19 protein-coding genes are annotated in these 21,697 nt (G+C 64.9%); 8 read left to right on the forward strand and 11 right to left on the reverse strand.

What is annotated here, in order from left to right:
- The first annotated feature begins 26 nt into the window (after positions 1–26).
- The 6 genes from AC3WSN_RS23350 to AC3WSN_RS23375 all read left to right on the forward strand — a co-directional run bounded on the left by AC3WSN_RS23350 (position 27) and on the right by AC3WSN_RS23375 (position 8,439).
- Positions 27–926, forward strand: a complete 900-nt coding sequence (locus AC3WSN_RS23350; RefSeq protein ID WP_492541200.1) for a Brp/Blh family beta-carotene 15,15'-dioxygenase — start codon at positions 27–29, stop codon at positions 924–926.
- Positions 927–1,361: 435 nt separating this feature from the next.
- Positions 1,362–1,604 carry a hypothetical protein gene (locus AC3WSN_RS23355; protein ID WP_492541202.1) on the forward strand — a complete coding sequence of 81 codons (243 nt, stop codon included), beginning with the start codon at positions 1,362–1,364 and terminating at the stop codon, positions 1,602–1,604.
- Complete coding sequence (locus tag AC3WSN_RS23360) at positions 1,601–3,859, forward strand: PAS domain-containing sensor histidine kinase (protein ID WP_492541204.1); 2,259 nt, start codon at positions 1,601–1,603, stop codon at positions 3,857–3,859. Before AC3WSN_RS23355 ends, AC3WSN_RS23360 begins: the two co-directional genes overlap by 4 nt.
- A gap of 143 nt (positions 3,860–4,002) precedes the next feature.
- A complete protein-coding gene (locus AC3WSN_RS23365; RefSeq protein WP_492541206.1) occupies positions 4,003–6,261 on the forward strand; it encodes an ATP-binding protein in 2,259 nt (752 codons plus the stop codon).
- A gap of 1 nt (position 6,262) precedes the next feature.
- The gene (locus AC3WSN_RS23370) at positions 6,263–6,724 is read left to right on the forward strand and encodes a response regulator (protein ID WP_192710369.1); all 462 of its coding nucleotides are present in this window, start codon (positions 6,263–6,265) and stop codon (positions 6,722–6,724) included.
- Positions 6,721–8,439, forward strand: a complete 1,719-nt coding sequence (locus tag AC3WSN_RS23375; protein ID WP_192710368.1) for a response regulator — start codon at positions 6,721–6,723, stop codon at positions 8,437–8,439. The genes AC3WSN_RS23370 and AC3WSN_RS23375 overlap by 4 nt, the downstream gene beginning before the upstream one ends.
- A gap of 11 nt (positions 8,440–8,450) precedes the next feature.
- Here the strand turns inward: AC3WSN_RS23375 and AC3WSN_RS23380 are convergent, their stop codons facing one another.
- The gene (locus AC3WSN_RS23380; RefSeq protein WP_492541208.1) at positions 8,451–9,401 is read right to left on the reverse strand and encodes an IS481 family transposase; all 951 of its coding nucleotides are present in this window, start codon (positions 9,399–9,401) and stop codon (positions 8,451–8,453) included.
- 604 nt (positions 9,402–10,005) lie between these two features.
- Between AC3WSN_RS23380 and AC3WSN_RS23385 the strand changes: the two genes are divergently transcribed.
- Positions 10,006–10,410, forward strand: coding sequence for a DUF302 domain-containing protein (locus AC3WSN_RS23385; RefSeq protein ID WP_192711754.1), 405 nt, complete (start codon positions 10,006–10,008; stop codon positions 10,408–10,410).
- A gap of 4 nt (positions 10,411–10,414) precedes the next feature.
- Here AC3WSN_RS23385 and AC3WSN_RS23390 read toward each other — a convergent pair whose 3' ends face one another.
- The 6 genes from AC3WSN_RS23390 to AC3WSN_RS23415 all read right to left on the reverse strand — a co-directional run bounded on the left by AC3WSN_RS23390 (position 10,415) and on the right by AC3WSN_RS23415 (position 15,241).
- Positions 10,415–11,380, reverse strand: coding sequence for an NADP-dependent oxidoreductase (locus AC3WSN_RS23390; protein ID WP_492541210.1), 966 nt, complete (start codon positions 11,378–11,380; stop codon positions 10,415–10,417).
- A gap of 98 nt (positions 11,381–11,478) precedes the next feature.
- Complete coding sequence (locus AC3WSN_RS23395) at positions 11,479–11,901, reverse strand: cupin domain-containing protein (protein WP_492541212.1); 423 nt, start codon at positions 11,899–11,901, stop codon at positions 11,479–11,481.
- 381 nt (positions 11,902–12,282) lie between these two features.
- The gene (locus AC3WSN_RS23400) at positions 12,283–13,347 is read right to left on the reverse strand and encodes a lytic transglycosylase domain-containing protein (protein ID WP_492541214.1); all 1,065 of its coding nucleotides are present in this window, start codon (positions 13,345–13,347) and stop codon (positions 12,283–12,285) included.
- A gap of 125 nt (positions 13,348–13,472) precedes the next feature.
- Positions 13,473–14,531: a L,D-transpeptidase family protein gene (locus tag AC3WSN_RS23405; protein WP_492541216.1), complete on the reverse strand. Its 1,059-nt coding sequence runs from the start codon at positions 14,529–14,531 to the stop codon at positions 13,473–13,475.
- 237 nt (positions 14,532–14,768) lie between these two features.
- Complete coding sequence (locus AC3WSN_RS23410; protein ID WP_373622171.1) at positions 14,769–15,023, reverse strand: tyrosine-type recombinase/integrase; 255 nt, start codon at positions 15,021–15,023, stop codon at positions 14,769–14,771.
- On the reverse strand, positions 14,978–15,241 hold the full coding sequence (locus AC3WSN_RS23415; protein WP_373622172.1) for a site-specific integrase: 264 nt from the start codon (positions 15,239–15,241) through the stop codon (positions 14,978–14,980). Before AC3WSN_RS23415 ends, AC3WSN_RS23410 begins: the two co-directional genes overlap by 46 nt.
- A 748-nt stretch (positions 15,242–15,989) precedes the next feature.
- On the opposite strand from AC3WSN_RS23415, the gene AC3WSN_RS23420 reads away from it, so the two are divergent.
- Positions 15,990–17,579 carry a Na+/H+ antiporter gene (locus AC3WSN_RS23420; RefSeq protein ID WP_492541219.1) on the forward strand — a complete coding sequence of 530 codons (1,590 nt, stop codon included), beginning with the start codon at positions 15,990–15,992 and terminating at the stop codon, positions 17,577–17,579.
- Between the two features lie 42 nt (positions 17,580–17,621).
- On the opposite strand, the gene AC3WSN_RS23425 is transcribed toward AC3WSN_RS23420, so the two are convergent.
- The 4 genes from AC3WSN_RS23425 to AC3WSN_RS23440 form a co-directional block, all read right to left on the reverse strand.
- Positions 17,622–18,020: an acyl-CoA thioesterase gene (locus AC3WSN_RS23425; RefSeq protein WP_492541221.1), complete on the reverse strand. Its 399-nt coding sequence runs from the start codon at positions 18,018–18,020 to the stop codon at positions 17,622–17,624.
- Positions 18,021–18,265: 245 nt separating this feature from the next.
- Entirely contained in the window at positions 18,266–19,546 is a 1,281-nt protein-coding gene (locus AC3WSN_RS23430; protein WP_492541223.1) for a cytochrome P450, read from the reverse strand.
- A 21-nt stretch (positions 19,547–19,567) separates the two neighbouring features.
- Entirely contained in the window at positions 19,568–20,857 is a 1,290-nt protein-coding gene (locus AC3WSN_RS23435; RefSeq protein ID WP_492541225.1) for an NAD(P)/FAD-dependent oxidoreductase, read from the reverse strand.
- On the reverse strand, positions 20,844–21,077 hold the full coding sequence (locus AC3WSN_RS23440; RefSeq protein WP_492541227.1) for a ferredoxin: 234 nt from the start codon (positions 21,075–21,077) through the stop codon (positions 20,844–20,846). The genes AC3WSN_RS23435 and AC3WSN_RS23440 overlap by 14 nt, the downstream gene beginning before the upstream one ends.
- Positions 21,078–21,697 lie beyond the last annotated feature (620 nt).

Here is a 21,697-nt window from a genome sequence, read left to right on the forward strand (position 1 = left end):
ATGCCGCCGGCGCGAGCCGCCACCGCATGCCTTCACTGTGGCCTCGGCTGCTGCAAGGCGCCAGCGTGCTGGCTGTGCTCGGGCTGGTCGCCTCTGCCTTTCTGCCGCGTGAACTCTCTTGGCTCGTGGCCCTAACCGCGGTGATCGTTCTTGGGGTTCCCCACGGTGCCCTGGACGGCGCGGTGGCGGCGCCGCTGCTGCGCCCCCGATACGGGCGTGCATGGTTCGGGGTCTTTGCCATCCCGTATCTCGGTCTCTCCGCGCTGGTTCTCTCGGCTTGGCAGGTCCTGCCTCTTGCAACCCTGGCGGGGTTCCTGGCTGTATCGGTTCTGCATTTCGGCGAGGAGGACGCGGGCCCGGGCAGACCGATCGAGGCGCTCGTGCGCGGGGGCCTACCGATCGCACTGCCAGCGCTGCTACGCCCGGAGGAAACGGCGCAGATCTTCTCGGTCGTTGCGCGTATGCCGATGCTGCAGCTCCCCACTTGGTGGTCAGCCGCAGCGTGGCTCTGGCTTGCCTTGACAGTGGCTTGGCTTCTGACGCGCCAAGCACGGTGGAACGTGCTCGGTGAGATCATTGGCTTGGCTGCGACCTTCCTGGCGCTACCACCCCTAACGGCATTCACCCTGTACTTCGTCGGCCTTCATGCGCCCAGGCACATGCTCGCTCTGGTGCGAGACCCGATCAAGGCTCCTGGCGTTGATACGATACAGCGGGCCGTCCGCACGTCGCTGCCGATCTTCGCCCTGACCCTCCTACTGGGCGCTGGCCTCTGGCCGCTCTATGCCTCTGGCTCATCTGATGTGTCGGCCAATCTTCTGACCGTGACGCTCCAAATGTTGTCGGCCCTGACCGTCCCGCACATTCTCCTCGACCACATCGCAGCGCGGCATCAAAGCCGTCCAGACTATGAGCCGCCGCGGTGAGCGCGATGCTTCGAGGATCATGTCGGTTTAAGCCAAGGCGAGCCTCCAAGCCGACCTTCCCCTTTCCACCCAACCTAGGCGTTCAGTGGCGCCAGCGAGCGTTGCCGGTAGTGGCCGAAAGCGGAATGGCTGCTTCTGAGATGGTCTGCTGGAAAAGCGGACGGCCACCTATCGACCCATGCCAGCCGTTCCGACAGCCTTCGGCGCTTCCCGAGAGCAGTCATTCGGTGGCCATTCAATAACTTCGGTTTGGGGTGGGTAGCCAGCATCCGGCTAGGCAACTGGAACACTATCGGCGCCCTCGCACCGCCAAAACCAGCACACGGGCGCCGAGAGTCCTAGACCGCTCAAAAAGCCAAGCGAAGCCTTAGCTAATACTAAGCTTGTAACACCTAGGCTTCGCTCATATAGAAAGGCGCTCTTGCATAAGGTTTCATGATGACTGACCCGCTCAGTGCGACGCGCTCTGACGTGCAGCTCTGCGTGACGCTTCCTGCTCCCGTTCAAGAAGCGATTCGCCAAGCGGCTAGGAAAGAGGGGATCACCGTCCGTACGCTTCTGCTGCGGGCGTTGCGCGATGCAGGCATCTCCGGCATCGCCGACGAAGAGCTCACGGACAGGCGTGCCGTCGTGGCCGCAGTCAAGGCGCGCCTCTATCGCGAGGCGGGACATCGGTGAGCGGGTCGGCTTCGACGCAGGCTAAGAATGAACGGTCGCATGGACGCGGGTTCCATGCCGCGCACCTGCACGCGGTTTTGGAGAGCACCACCGACTATGCCTTCATCGGCATGGACCAGGATCGCCGAGTCACCGGCTGGAGCTCCGGTGCCGAAACCCTGATGGGCTGGACGGAAGACGAGATCCTCGGCCGGTCTGCCGACCTCATCTTCACGCCGGAGGACCGCGAGGCCGGTGCGCCCGACGCGGAGGAGCAGAACGCCCGCGCCAGGGGGCGAGCCCGCGACGAACGCTGGCATCTGCGCAAAGACGGCTCCCGGTTCTGGGCCACGGGAGAGCTCATTCGAATCCGGGCTGCGCCTGGCGGTTTCGTTAAAATTCTTCGCGATCAGACTGAGTGGAAGCGTTCAGAGGAGCGTCTGCGCGAAAGCGAGGACCACCTTCGACACACAGTCGAGCTCAATCCGCAGGTGCCCTGGACCTGTGACCCGCAAGGTAACATAACTTCCTACTCGCAGCGCTGGCTCGACCTGACGGGTCAGGTTCCAGGCGAGCCGGACGGCACGGGCTGGCTCAAGGTCCTGCACCCAGACGATCTTGATCCAACGCTCGCTGTCTTCTCCGCCAGCTTGATCTCAGGCGAGCCGGTGGATGTCGACTACCGCATCTACGTCGCGGCCGCCGGTGTGTATCGGTGGATGCGCGCCCGCGCCTACCCGCGCCGGAACGATGCGGGGATGATCATCCGCTGGTATGGCGTCGTTGAAGACGTCCATGACCGCAAACTCGCCGAGCAGGAATTGGTGGCCAGCGAAGCTCAGCTGGCCCGCGAGCGCGAGGTGCTCTCCGCCATCATCCGGCAGGCGCCGGTTGGCATCTCCATCTCGGAGGCTCCGAGCGGACGCTCACTCATTCTGAACGACAAGGCCGTCGAGATCACCGGCCATACCGAAATGGGCCACAGCGTCGAGCGCTACCTTGCATACGGTGCTCGCCACCCGGACGGCCGGCCATATTCCGTCGATGAATACCCCAGCGTGCGCGCGCTGCTGCGCGGCGAGACCGTCGTCGATGAAGAGGTCGTGTACTGTCACGGTGGCCGCGACGGAACCGGACCATGTCGGCGGTTGTCGTTCAACAGCGCTCCGGTTCGGAACGACGCGGGCGAGATCATCGCCGCCGTGACGCTGATCGAGGACGTTGAGCAAGAGCGCCTACGACAGGAGGCTCTGCAGCGGAGCGAAGCGCTCAACCGCGCCATCACAGAGCACGCGCCCGACGCGCTGTTCCTGCTCGACGCTAAGGGGCGCGTCACCGTCGCCAACCCGGCCGCCTCGCGCCTGCTCGGCTGGGAACCAAGCGAGCTGATCGGTCGAATCCTGCACGACGTTGCGCATCACCACCACGTGGATGGAAGGCCGTACCCCGCTTGCGAGTGCCCGCTGTCTCAGGCGCACGCCTCTGGATCTGTCCTTGAAGGACACGAGACAACGTTCTTCTGTAAGGACGGCAGCCCGGTCGAGGTCCTGTGCTCGGCGGCGCCTATTCTCGCCGACAGCGAGGTCATCGGTAGTGTCCAAGTTGCTCACGACATCACGGAGCGCCGCCGCGCCGAGGAGCACCAGCGCCTTCTGGTCAATGAGCTGAACCACCGCGTGAAGAACACGCTGGCCACGGTGCAAGCTATAGCAGCGCAGAGCGTGCGGAATGCCGCCACGCCTGAGGACGTACGCCAAGCTTTAGAGCCGCGCCTGCTAACCCTCGCGCGGGCGCACGACATTCTCACGCGCGAGACTTGGGAGGGTGCTGACCTGTGGGACATCGTCGGCTCCGCGGTCGACCTGCACCAATCCTCAGGACCGACGCGCTTCAAGACACAAGGTCCGCCGGTTCGGCTGGAGCCCAGGATCGCGCTGGCATTGACGCTGGCGCTTCACGAACTCGCAACCAACGCGGTGAAGTACGGGGCGCTCTCGAACGAGACGGGCTGGGTCGAGATCGTCTGGAAAGTTGAGGAGCCAAACGGCGGCCCGCACCTTAGTTTGGAATGGCGCGAGACCGGCGGTCCGACGGTTGTGCCTCCGAGGCGAAGAGGCTTTGGATCTCGCCTCATCGAGCGCAGCCTTGCCGGCGAGCTTGGAGCAGAAGTCCGCCTCACCTACAAACCAGCCGGTGCGAGCTGCACTATCGACGTTCCACTGGGAGGAGGCGCTGGCCGGCCGGCAACTCGTCCTCTGGCTCACTTCTCGACCTGATGACCGTCAGACGGGCGTTTCGGCACGATTAGCCCAGGTACAGCCCGCGGCACCGGCGCTTTCGACCCATATCGGCATCCGCGTCGGGCTGGTAACAGGACGGTCGGGGCCGCCGACGGCCCACGCTTTAACGGGATCCAGGCTTGTACCAGCGCAGCGATGCGGCCCAGAATGACGTCGACCTGACGGCCTGCGACCGCGAGCCGATCCATATCGTGGGCAGTGTCCAGCCGCACGGCTTCCTGCTCGCCCTCGACCCGCCTGTGCTGCGCATCGTCCAAGCCAGTGCCAACGCCCCGGCAGCTGCCCAAGTCGGCGCCACGCTCTCCAGCGCCTTTCCCGAGCTCGACGCCATCGTCCGGCACTACCTCGACGGCCACAGGCAGCAGGACGGTGCAACATACCTGCGCACGGTCACGCTCGGATCCGGGAGTATGCGCCAAGCTTACGAGGTCGCCGCGCACCGGGTCGACGACCTCGTCGTGCTGGAGCTGGAAGAGACGGCTGACTCCTCCGGAGACGCCGGTCTCGATGCGCTCACGCCGCGTCTGCGCGCCTTCGTCGAGCGCCTTCACGCTGCTCGCTCCGTCGAGGACCTCTGCCAACTCTTGGCACAAGACATTCGCCACGTGACTGGCTTCGACCGAGCCCTGGTCTATCGGTTCGACCGAGACTGGCACGGCACGGTGCTGGCCGAGGACAGCAACGGCGTCCTGCCGAGCTATCTCGACCTGCGCTTCCCGGCCTCCGACATCCCGGCGCAAGCGCGCGAGCTCTACCGCCGCAACCGCCTGCGCATCATTCCCGACGCCAACTACGTCCCGGTGCCGGTACGGCCGACAACGACACCGGAGGGCGAGCCCCTCGACCTCAGCCAGTCGGTGCTGCGCTCGGTCTCGCCGGTCCACGTCGAGTATATGCGCAACATGGGCACGATGGCGTCCATGTCGGTCTCGATCCTGGTCGACGGTGCGCTCTGGGGCCTCGTCTCCTGCCACAACCGGGATCCCAAGCGGGTGCCGCTCCAGGCCCGCAATGCCTGCGACGTCCTCACCCAGATCTTCGCGCTGCAACTCTCCGCCAAGGTTCGCGGCGAGCAGGCCGAGCAACGGCTGGCGCTCGGTGCCGTGCAGGTGAGGCTGCTCGGCTACATGGCTGAGGAGGAGAGCTTCGTCGACGGCCTCCTCAACCATCCCGACGACGTCCTGGCTCTGGTGAACGCCTCGGGCGCAGCCGTCGTGACGGCCGATCGCTGCCGGCTGCTCGGGTCGACGCCCCCGGAGGGCGAGGTCCGTGCGCTGTACGACTGGCTGTCAGCCCGCGGTGACGCCGACGACGTCTTCGTGACCGACGCGCTGGCGGAAGGCTTCCCGCAGGCCGCGGCAGTCGCGGACCGCGCCAGCGGTGTCCTGGCGATCTCCGTCTCGAAGAAGTACGCCAGTTACGTCCTCTGGTTCAGGCCGGAGGTGGTGCGCACCGTGAAGTGGGGCGGCAATCCGGTGAAGGCCGCGCGGCCGGATCCCGGTGGCGGACCCGACCGGCTGCACCCCCGCAAGTCCTTCGAGACCTGGAAGGAGACCGTGAAGGGCCGCTCCCTGCCGTGGTCCGTCCCGGAGGTTGAGGCGGCCAAGGACCTGCGCGCCTCGGTGCTCGGCATCGTGCTGCGCCGGGCGGAGGAGCTCGCCGCGATGAGCGAGGAGCTCCAGCGCTCGAACAAGGAGCTGGAGGCCTTCTCCTACTCGGTCAGCCACGACCTGCGCGCGCCGTTCCGGCACATCGTGGGTTACTCCAACCTGCTGAAGACCCGCGAGGCGCCGAACCTCTCCGAGAAAGGCCGGCACTACGTCGAGACCATCATCGAGGCGGCGCTCTCGGCCGGCACCCTCGTCGACAACCTCCTGACCTTCTCGCAGATGGGCCGGCATGCGTTGAACAAGGTGTCCGGCGACCTGAACGCCTTGGTCGAGGAGGTTCGGCGCAAGGTCGAGCGCGATGTCACCCCCGACCGGACCGTGCGGTGGGAGGTCGGACCCCTCGGCCGGGTGCACGCCGACCCGGTCATGTTGCGCCTCGTCATCGAGAACCTGCTCTCGAACGCGGTGAAGTACAGCCGCGACAGGCCGGAGGCGGTCATCGAGATCGGGCGTCTGCCACCGCAGGACGGCGAGGCGGTGTTCTTCGTGCGCGACAACGGCGTCGGCTTCGACATGGCCTACGTCGGCAAGCTGTTCGGCGTGTTCCAGCGCCTGCACCGGGTCGAGGAGTTCGAGGGCACCGGTATCGGGCTGGCCAACGTCCGCCGCATCGTCGAGCGTCATGGCGGCCGAACCTGGGCCGAGGGCGACTTAGGTAAAGGCGCCACCTTCTACTTCACCCTACCCATCCGGGAGGAGGCGCGCTGAGATGGCCGGACTGAAACCGATCCTGCTGGTCGAGGACAACCCGAATGACATCGAGCTGACCCTGGCGGCCCTCGAATCGAGCCAGCTCGCCAACGAGATCGTCATCTGCCGCGACGGGGCCGAGGCGCTCGACTTCCTTTACCGGCGCGGGGCGCACGAGAAGCGCCAGGCCCAGGACCCGGCGGTGGTGCTGCTCGACCTGAAGCTGCCCAAGGTCGATGGCCTGGAGGTGCTCGCCAAGATCAAGGGAGACCCCGACACCCGCGGCATCCCGGTGGTCATGCTGACGTCGTCCCGCGAGGAGACTGACGTCGTCCGCTCCTACAATCTCGGGGTCAACGCCTTCGTGGTGAAGCCGGTCGCGTTTGACGAATTCTTCGCGGCGATCAAGGATATCGGCGTGTTCTGGGCGCTCCTTAATGAACCGCCACCGCACCGGGGAGGCTGGCCATCGAACGGGTGATCGGAGCCGGGACCGGCCCCCTGCGCATCCTCCACCTGGAGGACAGCGACCTCGACGCGGAACTCATTGAGGCCGAGTTGGAGACCCTCGGTCACCCGGTGACGGTTGAGCGGGTCATGACCCGTAGCGAGTTCGCCGCCGCGGCGGTCGCGGGCCGCCACGACCTCATCCTGGCGGATTACGTGCTGCCGACCTTCGACGGCGTCAGCGCGCTCGGCATCGCCCGGCAGCAGTGCCCGGACACGCCCTTCATCTTCTGCTCGGGTACGCTTGGCGAGGAGGTGGCTGTTGAGGCCCTGAAGAACGGTGCCACCGACTACGTGACCAAGCAGCGGCTTGACCGCATGAGCCGCACCATCGTGCGGGCGTTGGCGGAAACCCGGGCGCGGGAGGACAAGCGTGCGGCCGAAGCCGCCCTGCAGGCGCTCAACGAGACGCTGGAGGCGCGCATCGCCGAGCGCACTCGCGAACTCGCAGAGGCCAACGCAGCCCTTCAGGAGCAGATTGCCGAGCGTGAGCGGGTCGAGGAGGCCCTGCGACTGGCCCAACGCCTGGAGGCGGTCGGGCAGTTGACCAGCGGTGTGGCGCATGACTTCAATAACCTCCTCACTGTCATCGCCGGCAACATCGAGTTCCTGGAACGCGCTGTCACGGACGAGCGGTCGAAGCGGCGACTTGACATGATGCGGGGCGCGGCCGCGCGCGGCGCCAACCTGACCGCGCAACTTCTCGCCTTCTCGCGGAGGCAGCGCCTTGAACCCACTCCGGTCAGCCTGAACACGACCGTTGTATCGATGCGTGACCTGCTGCAGAGTTCCATCGGAGGCGCGATCCAGATCGAGACGACGCTGCAGGACGGGCTATGGCCGGCGCTGGTCGACGCCACTCAGATTGAGCTCGTAATCCTCAACCTCGCCATCAATGCTCGCGACGCCATGGCGGTCGGCGGGCGGCTGACCATCGAGACCGCCAACGTCACGGTAAATGGCATCCCGGCCCGACCGGAGCAGCCACAACCGGGCGAGTACGTTATGATCTCGGTGAGCGACACCGGGACCGGCATGCCGCCAGAGGTGCTGGCGCGCATATTCGAGCCGTTCTTCACCACCAAAGAGACAGGCAAGGGCTCCGGCCTCGGGCTCGCCCAGGTCTTCGGGTTCGTGAAGCAGTCCGGCGGCGGCCTCCGCGTCGATACCGCCCTGGGTGAGGGCACCTCGTTCAAGGTCTACCTGCCGCGGGTAGAGAGCGCCGCCACTCTCATCGCGGCGCCTCCCATCGATTGTGTGCGGGCTCGTCCGCCTGGCAGCAAGCCCGTTCTGCTGGTGGTCGACGACGATGAAGGGGTGCGCGAGGTAACTGCAACCCGGCTGAGTGAGGCCGGCTATGCCGTACGCGAAGCGGCCTCTGGCCTGCAGGCGCTGGCCAGCCTCGAAGGCAATCCTTGCGTCGACCTTGTCGTCCTGGACTTCGCGATGCCCGGCATGAACGGGGCGGAGGCGGCAGCTGAGCTTCGCAAACGCTGGCCAGCAATGCCGGTCGTGTTCGTGACAGGCTTTGCCGACACTGCAGCCCTTCGTCAGGCCGGCGCCAGTGGATCCGATGCGGTCGTGTTGAAGCCGTTCCGAGACGGCGAACTCGAACGCAAGGTTGCGGGCGTGCTCGCGGCGCGCCGGCCTGCCGGTGTTCGGTTGGTTTCCGACCGGGCTAAAGCTTAAGCGACGCGTGCCTAGTTGTATGGTCCCGGGATGAGGTGTGACGGGTCGATCCTGAAGCGATTGGGCTCTTTCGTCCAGGCGTTCAGGATGAACTCGGTGGGTGTCAGGCCCCGCAGGGTCTTGAGCCGACGAGCGTGATTGTAGGCATCGACGAACAGGTGCAGATGCGTTCGAAGCTGGTCGTGGCTGTCGTAGTGGTAGCGCTTGACCGTCGCATCCTTGATGGTGCGGTTCATCCGCTCGACCTGCCCGTTGGTCCAAGGATGGTTCACCTTGGTCAGCCGATGCTCGATGTTGTGCTCGTCGCAGACGCGGTCGAAGATGTGCTTACTATCGTAGATGTCCTGTCGACGTGATGTGAACTGAACGCCGTTATCTGTGAGCACGGTGTGGATGCGGTAAGGCACCGCCTCAATGAAGTCGCGCAGAAACTGGGCGGCCTCCATCTTGCCGGCGCTCTCCACGAGCCGCACGAAGGCAAATTTGCTGGTTCGATCGATGGCTACGAACAGCCTGAGCTTACCTTCGGCCGTGCTCACCTCGGCGATGTCGATGTGGACGTAGCCAATGGCGTAGGTCGCAAAGCGCTGCTTCTTGGGTTTGTCGCCTTCGATCTCGGGTAGTCGGCTGATGCAGTGCCGTTCCAGGCAGCGATGCAGCGAGGATCGCGTCAGGTGCGGGATGGTCGGCTGCAAGCCATAGAGGCAGTCGTCAAGCGGCAGCAGGGTATGCCGGCGGAAGGCGACAATGATCGCTTCCTCCTCGACGGTGAGCACGGTGGAGCGCGGTTCCTTGGGGCCCATCCGGGCATCCGCTGTGCTCGTCCGTTTGCGCCACTTCTGCACCGTCGTCGGGCTGACGCCGTAGCGCTTGGCCAGCGCTCTTACGCTCTCTTCACGTAGCTGGATCGCGCGACGGACTGCCTCCGTCGTGGTGGCGCTTCCATGAAGAACCTGGCCCATAGCGCATCCCTCGCAGCATGGTGGTCAACCGTACCACCACACCGCGGGATCAAACACCTAGTCGATGGGTGAGCTGGCCGAGACTTTAAACCCGGCCAATTGCGAGGCTGCTGCACGGTGGCGACCACGGGTTTATGTCCAAAGCACCGCGGCCAGCTGTTACGCTCCACGCCCGCTCTGGAGGCGTCTCCCAGGGCCCGAGAATTCCTTGGAGGGGCGCGTCACCGCCAGAGTGGCGGCGGGATACTTGTCTGCTTTCGAAGGTCGCGCGGCCACGCGAGTACGACTGCATTGGGCGCCAAGCCGAATGTCCGGTTCTGCCCGGCCAGGCGATCCGGCGTGGCGTAGTCTGGCCGAAAGCGGCCCGTCCGCTTCTGGACAGGAAGGCGGACAAGCGGACGCCGTTGTGACGCGTTCTCGCGACCCATTCCCGAACGCTGCTTGATCGCTGCACGTGATATCATCCGGCTTGGATGCTTTCTAAAACTCGCACCTCAACCGAATCACAGTGACTCGCCCTTTCAGGGCACGTGCGATGGGACGCTTGGCGTAATTCGCCGCAATCATGGTACTGGCAACTCTCAGCGTGTTCGGAGCGAATACCATGGCTGCTGATGGACTCGTGACGATCAAAAGCGCCTTCGGACCGGCTGAGACAATGAGCCGTCTCGAGAGCGAGGTGAAGGCCAAAGGGTTGACGGTATTCGCGCGTATCGACCATGCGGCCGGCGCCGCCACCGTGAGCTTACCTTTGCGACCGACGGATCTGCTGATCTTCGGTGCTGCTAAGAGCGGCACGCCATTGATGCAAGCGGCTCAGACCATTGGAATCGATCTACCTCTGAAAGCGCTGGTTTGGCAGGATGAGGCCGGAACGACTTTCCTGTCCTACAACGAACCAGCCAATTTGGCCGGCCGCCATGGCCTAGGTCCGTCCGCTGATGCCGTTGTTATGCCCATGTCGGCCGCGCTGAAGGCGATTGCTGCAAAAGCTACGACATCGCCGTAGCAGTCTAGCTGACAGTGAGAACGATCTTGCCGCGTGGCTTGGCGGACCTTCCCTCCAGCATCTCGTGAGCCCTCCGAGCCTCTGAGAGCGGGAGCACCAAACCCACGTCGACCGACAACTTACGTTCGCCGATCAATGTCGCGAGCGCCTCCAATTCGGTCTTGGTCACCTCGACGAGGAAAAACGCGGCTCGAACGCCATGGACCTTTGCGAGATTTTGATCAGGCTGCGACACCGCCGAGATCAGCACGCCGCCGGCTTTGAGAACTGCAAAGGATCGGTCTTGCGTCGCTCCCCCGACGAGATCAATGACAACGTCGACATTGGCCGCGACGTCCTCGAAACGCTCGGACCGATAATCCACGAACCTGTCTGCACCGAGACTTTCAACGAAGCCTCTGTCGCGCGCGCCGGCTGTGGCGATGACCATCGCGCCGGCCTGCTTCGCGAACTGCACGGCATAGGCGCCGACAGCACCGGCCCCACCGTGGACGACCACCACATCAGCGGGATCGACCTTCGCTTGGTCGAACAGAGCCTGCCAGGCAGTCACCGCAACTACGGGTAGGGCTGCAGCCTCGACCGCCTCAAGCGACGCTGGGCGCAGAGCAATCATGTTCGCCGAAGCGACGGCGTATTCAGCATAGCCGCCAGTGAACTGTGGGTTCGTCACGCCGAACACCGCGTCTCCTGTCTGAAAATCCTTCACCCCAGGCCCGGCCGCCTCAACAACGCCGGCGATGTCGGAGCCAAGCGTGAGCGGCAAGGGCTGAGGGAGCACGCTTTTTCCCGCCCGGATCCAGCCGTCCCACGGACCGACACCAGCAGCCTGGACGCGCACGAGCACCTCGCCTTCGGCGGGGACCGGGCGGTCGATCTTTTCCACGACGATGGCATTGATGTCGCCGAAGGCATGGACCCGCGCCGCGGTCATCGGAGGCGTGGTCGGGATCGAGCTTTCGTAGGTCATAGCTAGTACCTCATCGTGAAATCGAGGTGCGGCCGGCCGTCAGGCTGGCCCCAAGCGAGTGATCGCTTCCTCTCCCTTGTGCGGCCCATACCCCCAGCTCAGGCCAAGGGCCCGCAGTTTATCGCTCGCCGATTGCCGTCATTCGTGCCGTGAATCAGACGAGCCGAACAAGCGGTTGTCCTGCTCAGGCGACGCGCGGCTCGGTCTCCCACAACTGCATACGGCCTATTACTGCCGGCCAGATCGGCGCCGAACACATGCTGGCTGCTTTCGACTTGCATCAGGTTTGAGGTTGGCTGCACCATCTTGAGGAGAGGATGACGCTGCACAGGTCCGTTCGGTGGAAGTGCGAATCCTTGTACGCCAGAATGTCGTCGTTGAAGGTGCCGAAGGTGCTGTCGGGCCGGGCCACCGTTTACCTGCGACTCTATCTCACCGGAGATCACGTAGGCGTAGACGAACGCCGATTGCGCGTGCTTGTGCGGCGGAGAGGCTGCGCCGGGCGCATAATCTACCTCCACGACGACCAGCGACTTGCCCGGTAGGTTGGAACCACCTGCTCAAACTTGGGGGTCACCATTTCGACTTGTTCGGCACAGGCTGGATCTGCTTTCGAGACTCCGAAGGCAAGAATAATCGCGGCAGCGTAGACACTGAAGTTCGGGAACATGGAATGCCTCCTGGTCCGAGCCTGAGGATAGCATGGGCGGCGAGCTCATCGAGGACGATGGGCGTCAGCATCGATGCTGCTGACAAACTGAGTACCTGCGGCGGATGAACCCCTGCCGCGGAGCACCAATCTCGTTCCGTGTAGCAGGTTGGATTCTTGATGGCTGCGTGAGCAAAAGCTGGTCAATACGGCAGCCCAGGTTAAGCTTCCGCGCTGAACAGAGACCGGGTACTCAGGTCTTCAGAACGAGGCAGGCACCACCCACGGTTTGGATTTTAGCGCATAGCGCATCAGCCTGCTCCCGGCTCTGAGCCGGAATGCGGATCCGGTAGAACGCTTGTGTACCACGGCTGCGCATTCGCGTGCCGATGACCATCGGGCGCGTCTGCCCAATGACCTTGGCGTAGGTTGCCTGCGCTTGTGAGAAGCTCCGCAGGGCGAGCGCCTTCGAGAAGTTCGCGGCGAGCTGAATGCCCCAGGGTCCCCAGGGCGGTGGGACCGGCTTCTCGACAGGGCTGGTACCGTGATCGCGGGCATACCGGTTCTCGCCCGACGGTGGACGCTCGGCGAGGCGATCAGCTCGGGACGGGATCTGCAGAGCCGCGGTCACTTGCATGCAGGTTTGTGGCGTTTCCTGCCGCGCGGCTCTCGGTTTCCCCGCAGCTTCGACCTTGCGTTCTGCATCGTTCGCTTTCGCGGCAGCTATCTCCGGGGGACCGGCCTTTCGCGAATCTCCGGTGGGCTTGCTGAGCTTGTTCTGTTCACTCGCGTGATTAGCCTCCGGTGGGCCAATCTCATCACTTTTGTCGCCACGCCATTCCTCGGCCGGGCTGCCGGTGATCCAGTGCACGTAGGCGCGGGTCTCAGCCGGCAGGTCGCCGCTGCCCGCCAGCCAGTTCGTCACGCGTTGCGCGCCACCGTTGTAGGCCGCAGCTGCGAGCCCGAGATTGCCGAACCGTCGCTTGAGGTCAGCAAGGAGATGCGCTGCGTGCGGGATCGCCTGTTCGGGGTCGAATGGATCGAGAAGGCCACGCTCCTGTGCAGTACCGGGCATGAATTGCGCCACCCCCTGCGCACCGGCCGAGCTCACGACACCGACGCGGAAACTGCTCTCGCGCCAGATCAGCCGGGTTAAGAAGGGCACCGGCAGGTTGCGAGCTTTGGCTGAGCCCTCGATGAGACGGCAGAGCGCCTGCTCCACGGTCTCGGTCGAGCTCTCAGAGGGCGCAGCCCAGGCGGGCGTCGCGAGAACGACGGCGCTGAGCGCCGCCGCTGGTGTGAGGAGCAGCTTCGGCATGATCAGGACGCGGCTGTAACGCGTCCCGCCGGAATTGCGATCCGTTACGTGTTGACGTGCTCTACAGCCGCGCGGGCGTGCCCAGAGCCGCTTTACCGGGTCCAGCCACCGCCAGATCCCATCGGCTAAATGTCAGACGATGCGCGCCGTGTATGATGAGCACGCGCGTCGGCCGTGCGGCCCCGTGCTGCTCTTCCTGCCGCCGCACCGTTGGTGACCACGACCTTGGTCGTGCCCGCACCCTCAGCCCGCACGAGCGTGAACAGCGCGGCAGCATGGGACGGCGCAAGTCGGACGCATCCGTGCGAAGCCGGTCGACCGAGCTGGCGTGTGGCGCGGCTGCTATGGATGGCGTGCCCGGCTGCTGTGAAGAAGATCGAATAGGGCATCGGGGCGTCATCCCACTCCTTGGAGTAGTGCACCTTTGCCAGCCACAAAGGGTGGAACGTGCCTGCCGGGGTCCTGTAGGGCGCTCGTGCCGTTGAGACCGCCCACGAGTAGCGCAGCTTCCCATCTACCGTCACCCGCATGCGCTGGGTGGCCTTGTCGACCGTGATCAGTACGCGTGCAGGAGCCGCAACAACGGGCCTCGTGACCTCGCCAACCAGCGGCGTTCCTGGCGGGGGTTCAGAGGCAACAGGGGGAGCGCTCGAAGGATCGGGAGGCAGGGTTGCTGAGAGTGGCACATCCGGAGCGCCTGTCGTGATCGGTGGAGCTGTGGTGGAGTTCGCGACGGGAGCCGCGTGGGTGGTGCTGTTCGACCGCTCCGGTGATGGATCTACAACCGCTACGGTCCCAGGAGCCGCTGGGGCACTTGTCTTGGTAGCTTCTAAGGACCCTCCTGCAGCATCGCCGGAGACAGTGAGCGGGTTTCGCAGTTCGGGGCTGGGTGCAGGCTTCTGGGAAGCCGAAGCCTGTTCTGCTGACGCGACTGGAGGGGAAGCGCTCACGGCCGCAGCTCTTTGTTGATCGAGCTTGCGCTGCGCGTTCAGCTTCTCAGCTTGCTCCGCCTTCTCCTTTTGCCGTCGTTCCGCCGCTTCCCGTGCGAGCCGCTTATCTAGCTCCAGGCGATCACGTTTTGCCTCTTCAAGAACCTTGAAGGGATCGACGAACTGGGCGGAGGCCAGGTTCGCGCCGGCCGTCATGAGTATGCACGATGCGATCAGCAGCTGAACAACGCGCATCGTTTTTCTCCGGCTGAAACACCAAGCGTGGCCGTGTTGGGATAATCGGCCCTTATAGCCAAGGTTCCGGGCACGGTCTGACAAAGTGGTATCGGGAGCTTAGCAGCGGCGATCTGCGCGACGAGCAGGGAGCGCTACTCGACTTCCACCTACGGTCCTAAACGCGCCGATTCCTGTCTCGTACCGCAGGCGGCTGACGGTGGTCGCAACCGCGATGGGCTGATACCGCGGTCGTGGTCAGAGCACCTCGACAGCCGCACGCATCATCTCGTCGTTGACGTCGATGTAGCGCTGCGTGGTCGAGAGATGGCGGTGACTTGCGAGCATCATGATAGCCTTAGGCGAAATCCCGGCATGTGCGAGGCGGGTGATGAACCATCTCCGGCCGCTGTGGCTTGAGCCGCCATCCAGGCCGGCCTGATCGTAGAACCCGCGCATGAGCTGACTCAGCGTGTTCGGGCTGAAGGCCGTGCGCTTCTGGGTGACGAGCACGGGCTGGTGCGCGGGGGCGGTGCCGGCAGCGTGGACCGGAATTGCTCGATCTCACGTCGCAGTCGAGCGTTCATGAACACCACCCGCGCGTGCCCGCCCTTCGTCACGGCCGCGCTCAGCCGGAGCTGCTCGCGCGCCCTCCCCTGGGCATCGAGGAGATCGCCCCAACGGAGCGCCGCGATCTCGCCGACGCGTAGGCCAGCAAGGTAGCTGAGCATCAGCGCGGCTCGATTTCTTCGGCCGTGCCTCCCTGCCCTACCACCGCTACCAAGCGTTTGAACTCAGCCTCCGTGGGTACGCGCGCCTGCTTCACCGAAACCTCACACTTTGTGCGCCATCGCAGCAAAGCATGATGTTTCCAGATTGAGCACGAAGCGAGCGCCGATATTAGTTCAACAATCCAAGCAGCTTAGCCCCGAACATCATAAAAGTTGTATTTTATGATGTTTACGGCTCTCACGGATCTACGGCCGAGCTGCCCCCGATGATGCTGGGAAGCGTTTGCTGCCGCGTAGGGCCCTCCTCGGGCTACCGGAAGGTCGGCTAACCGACAATCTGGGCGGCCATGAATGTCGGAATCTGGCCGAGAGCCGCCGATCCGCTTCGGTGAAGGCATATCGGAAAAGCGGACGCGCGACTTTCAACGCATGCTGGACTTTGAAGCTCGGCAGGCCGGTCCTTGGATGCGGACATACCTCCGTTGGCCAGCCAACGTGTCATCCCGGTCATCAATACGCGCCGGCAGCTGATGTTGGCTCGAAGCGCTCAGGCAGCCACCTACCGACCCACCCGTCTTTCGCATTTGCTGTAGCGCCAGTTGATGATCACTCGCGGCAAACTGCTCGATGCGCGACGGAGTGCTCCGAGGAGTTGCTGCACATTGCCTCGTGCGGACGCGAACATCGAGCAAGTCGAACGGTTGAACCCCGCGAGGGGAAGTGAGCTTCCTCGCGGGGAGACGCTCGTGTGGAGATTTTCGAGACCCTGCTGGCCCTGCTCGCGGCCTGCGTCGTTCTAGCCCTCGTTGCACGCCGTCTTCAGGTTCCTCTCGCGGTGGTCCTCGTCCTCGGCGGGATGGCGCTCGCCCTGATCCCGGGCTTGCCCACCGTCACCCTCGACCCACAACTGGCGCTCGTCCTGTTCTTGCCTCCCTTGCTTCAGGCAAGTGCCTACAGGACCGACTGGCCGGCCTTCCGCTTCAACCTGCGTCCAATCCTGTTCCTCGCGCTCGGCGCCGTCCTGTTCACGGCCGCGGCCGTGGCGGTCACCGCGAAGTTCCTGGTGCCGGACCTGCCCTGGGCTGCCGCCATCGCGCTGGGGGCCATCGTAGCCCCGCCCGATGCGGTTGCGGCCGCTTCAGTGCTGAAGAACTTCCGGATACCAAAGCGGCTCGTCGTCATTCTGGAAGGCGAGAGCCTGCTCAACGACGCATCGTCGCTCGTCCTCTACCGTTTCGCCGTCGCCGCGACCCTGGCTGGCGAAGTCTCGCTTGGCCAAGCCTCCCTTTCGTTCCTATTCGCGGCCGCGGGCGGCACGTTGATCGGCTACGTCGTCGGCCGCATCGCGATGTGGATCTTTAGCCATCTTGAGGACACCCTGCTCGACATCCTCGTCTCGTTTCTGGCGGGCTTCGCGGCCTACCTCGCGGCAGAGCAGGTTCATGCCTCGGGCGTCCTTGCGGCGGTGACCTGCGGCCTCGTACTTGGCCAGAAGCAGCATGCGGCTTTCACCGCCCGGACCCGCCTTGAGTCGGGTGCGGTCTGGGGCTTTGTCGAGTTCGTCCTGACCGCCCTGGTCTTTGTACTCATCGGCTTGCAGTTGCGCGGCATCGGGGAACGTCTCGGGCAGTACGAGTTCCGCCATCTCGCGATCCTCGGCTTGGCGGTATCCACTGCCCTCATCGTCAGTCGTTTTATCTGGGTCTTCCCGGCACTCTGGCTGCCGCGTGCATTGTCGCGAAGCCTGCGGGAGCGAGATCCGATGCCCCCGTGGAGCCACGCCACAATCCTGTCGTGGGCTGGAATGCGTGGCGTCGTGAGCTTGGCTGCCGGCTTGGCGCTTCCGGTCAACTTCCCCGGACGCGACCTCATCCTGTTCCTAGCTTTCTGCGCCATCCTCGCCACGCTGGTGATCCAGGGCACGACCCTCGGCCCCCTGATCCGCTATTTCGGTATGAGCGAGCCAGAGGACCGTGTGACCAATCCGGCAGTCACGCCGCAGGCAATCGACGCGCGCAGCAAGACCACGGTCGCCGCGATGGCTGCCGTCACCGACAAGCTGGAGGACCTCGGTCCGGAGCAGGCCGCGGCCGCCGAGGACCTGCTCCGCGAGTTGCGTCAGCGTGCCAAGCGTGCCGCTCATGCGAGCGAGGAGAGCGGTATTGGCGTGGAACGTCTATCTGCGCGGCTGGACTTGCGACTGACGGCCATCGAGGCGGCGCGGACGAAGCTATTGGCCGATCACAGGGATGACCTTGAGCACGAGGAAATGTCCGTCCTCATGGCCGAGCTCGATCTCGAAGAGCAGCAGATCAGGGTAGCGATGGGCGAGAGATAGCGGCTGTCACAATCAGCATGCCACCAGGATGTGCGCGCTGACCTAGCTCTGGTTTGTTCCGCGCAGAGAACGAGGTTTGCCGTCATCATCCAGAGCCACGTAGGTGAGCACGCCTTCGGTGACCTTCTCCGGGTTTCTGCCGCTTCGTTCCCGAACCCAGGTCTCGACCTTAACCGCCAGTGACGTCTCACCCTCTTCATGCACCGTACAAAAGCAGCTGACTTCATCGCCGACTGAGATTGGACGCAGGAAGCGCATCGCATCGATGCTGACCGTGACGACGCGACCCTGAGCGCGCTGGGCCACGAAGGTGCCCCCGGCGAGATCCATCTGCGACACGGTCCACCCTCCGAAGATGGCGCCGCTCGCGTTCGTATCGCGTGGCATTGCGATGGTGCGTAGGTGCGGACCACCAGGGACGTTCGGGATTTGATCACTCATGAGCCACACCCCCCCTCGTCGACGCGCTAGGTCTTTCACCCCGCTAAAGGCAAACCATCGTAGTGGGCGAGCAGATCTGCCGGATCCCGGTACGTGGCGATGCATCCTCCCTGCTTCAGCTCCTCGGCCGACCAGCCGCCATTGAGCAGCCGATTGTGCGCACACTGGCCATCCTCGTAGCCTCAGCATCGCAAGAGGTATCTCCGATGACGATGGCGTCCGTTGATCCGAGACACTGACGCCCGCTAACGGATCTCCTCTATCCCCACCTGCAGACGCTCCGGTCCACGCAGGGTTGCTGGGCGCCGATAGGGCGGAGGATCCTCGATCAAGCGCGGAGCCTTCAGGCGGCATGCTAGCGCAGTGAGCGCGACCTCAGCCTCGAACCGGCCTAAGGGGGCGCCGACGCAGTAGTGCAGCCCCCCGCCGAAGCCGAGGTGGCGCGTTCCAATTCGATCCGGATCAAACCTATCAGGGTCGGGAAACGCGGCCGGGTCGCGATTGCCGGCGGCGAGCATCAAGACGACGGCCTCACCTTCGGGGATCGTAGTGCCGGCGATATCGATGGCGCTGATGGTCTTGCGGCTGACGAGTTGCACCGGGGGATCGTAGCGCATCACCTCCTCGACCACGCGCGGGGCGCGGCCCGGGTCGGCGCGCAGGCGCTCCAATTCGTTCGGGTGGCGCATCAGCGTCAGCCAAGCGTTGCCGATCAAGTTCACCGCGGTCTCGTGGCCAGCGACGAGGATCAGGATCGCGGTCGAGATCAGGTCGAAATCGCCCATCCGGTAGCCGTCAGGCGTGGCGTGATTGGCCAACCCTGAGAGTAGGTCGTCGCGTGGCTGGCGACGCTTCTCAGCTACGAGGTCGGCGAGGTAATCCGAGATGGCGTCGAAGGTCCGGGCGTTCGCGATGCGGGTCTCTTCGCTGACGACAACACCGGGCTCGACCGCTGTAGCCAGTTGGCTCGACCAGTCGTGGAATCTCGCCTCGTCCCCCTCCGGTACGCCGAACAGCTCGCAGATCACCGCGACAGGCAGGGGGTAGGCGAGGTCGGCGACGACGTCGATCTCGTGCGAGCCCATCTTGCGGTCGAGCATCTCGCCGACCAGCCGCTCCGAGCGGGCGCGCATCGCCTGGACGCGCGCAGGGGTGAACTGATGAACGGTGGCCGCGCGCAGGAGATCGTGCGCGGGCGGGTCGCGGAACAGGAAGGGCTGGTGACTGTCGGTGATTCGGTTCTTGACCGGGTTGACGAGGTAGTCCGTGACCGGGTTGCCGGTGGACGGGCGCTTCGTCGGCGGCTGGGTCTCGACGCTGAGACGCGGGTCGTTCTGCAAGCGCATGATGGCATCGTGGCTCGCTGCCACCCACACGCCCCGTGCTTCGTCGCCCGAAGCCCGTTCCCCCTGACCCACGTCGTGCTGGCATGAGACCGAGGTCTGCCGCAGGCGGGCGTACAGCGGGTACGGGTCGGCGCGGTTGGAGAAGTCCCTGATCTGGCTGAGGAGAGTTGCGTCGGCCATGTCGGGTCCGGTGCCTGCGCTTCAGGAAAAGCCAGGCGCCAGGATGGCGTGTGCGCCACCTCGGTCGATCACCGTCGCCTCGGGCGGGAAGGGTGCGGCTGCTGCGATCCGCTCCGCGTAGGCTGGCAGCCAGCGCCCGCAATCGACCGACACGGCCGCGATACACCTTCCCTCTCGGCCGTAGAGGGCGAGGAAGCGGCCTGTGGCCGGATCGCCCTGGGCGATCGTCATTGCGTCCGCCCCCTCGGTCAGGCCGACCGACTTGAGCGTGACGCCCGCCTGCCCTGACCAGAAAGCCGGCAGCGCGGCGTAGCTCCGCTCGGGCTTATCCCCGGCGAGCAGGCGCCCGGCATGCACACCCTGCGTGACCGCGTGGCCCCAGTGCTCCACGGCGATGCGGCGCCCGGCGTAGAGCGGGTGGGGGAAGCGCGCCACGTCGCCCGCCGCCGCGATCGCAGTGTCGGGGCGGCCATCCTCGTCGAGCACGTAACCATCCGCGTCACAGTCGACGCCGCCCGCGTCGAACGACAGACCGGATCCGTTGAGCCACTCGGTGTTGCGCACTGCACCGAGCGCCAGCACGGCGATGTCCGCCTCGATTGCCGTGCCATCGACGAGGTGCGCGCGCACGAGCCGGCCATTTGCCTCCTCTAGCCACTCGACCTCGGCACCCAGGCGCAGATCGACGCCGCGAGCCTCGTGCATCACGCCGACGATCGCTCCGATATACCGGCCGAGCACACGCGCGAGCGGCGCCGGGCCGGGCTGGACCAGGGTCACCGGTAGGCTGAGCTGCCGGCATGCGCTCGCCACCTCGCAGCCGATGAGGCCACCGCCGATCACCAGCACGCGCTTTGGGCTGGAACTGAGGGCCTTGTGCAAGGCAGCCGCGTCGTCCCGGCTGCGCAGAGTGTAGACGCCCGCGAGCCTGCTCTCGTGTGGGTTCGGCCAGGGCCGCGCGCGAGTGCCGGTGGCGATCAGCAGGCGGTCGTAGGGCAGCGCAGTGCCGTCAGCGAGGTGAACCAGGCGGCCTGCGCGATCGAGGCGTACAGCCGGGCTTCCGAGGTGCCAGTCAACGTCCCCACCGAGGCTGCTCGGCAGGGTGGTGGCGTCCGGGGCGATCTCGCCGGTCAGGACGTGCTTAGAGAGCGGCGGCCGGTCGTAGGGACGATAGGGCTCGGCCCCGATGATCGTGAGGATGCCAGTGAAGCCTGCATCGCGCATCGCCTCGGCCGCGCGCAGGGCTGCAAGGCCGGCACCGACCACCACCGCACGGCTGGGCTGGCCACGTCCCATGTCATACGCCTTCATGGCTTTTGTCTTCGACCCGGATCGCCTGAACGGGACAGGCGATCTTTGCCCGCTCGATGTCGGCGCGATTCCGCGCGGCGGGCGCGGGGTCGTAGAACAGTGCCTCGTGCCCCTCGATACGGAAGTTCTGTGGCGCTGCGTAGCAGCACTGAGCGTAGGCTTGGCAGAGGTTGAGATCGACGCTTACGCGAAGACCGGACTGCGGGGCCGGAGAGGACATAGCTTAGCAACCAAGCCCAAGTGCACCAGTTCCGCATGGCGGCGGGGGCCGCCGTCCAGTCCTCGCAGCCTTAAGGCCGAAGCTCGACCTAACGTGGGCTTTCGGAACGACCGCGTGCTGGCAGCCGCGGCAGCCTGGACGACAGCACTTGGCCGAAAGCTGTCCGTCTGGTTTCTGGCGATCGGTGGTGTGAAGCAGACAGGGTAGATGGCCTGTGCATCATATGCTGCCACGCCAAGATGGTACTGTCACGTAGCAGGAGCTTTCGAGCCAATACGATGCACAGACCCAACGGTTAAGCGCCTGCGCTACAAGCGTGCAGACTGCACCGGGGGAGGAGGGAAGCACCCACTGCAATCAACCCTAAGGTGCTCGCCACCAGCATGGCGATGAGCGGCGCGAAGCCGACGCAGATGAACCACACCGCCGTGGCCACCGTACCCGCACGCCGTGATGGGAAAAACAGCACAGCCTAATCCTGCAGACCAGAAATCACGCGCAACGCTTATTCTGATCAGTTCACGACGCCGTGAACACAGCGGCGCCTCATTCCCACGCCCAAGAAGAAGCCGAGCGCCCCCACAAGGCGCTGCCGCATCGCCGTCCCGTGCGATGCATGT

The organism is Methylobacterium sp. FW102-HT35C08 (assembly GCF_058790235.1).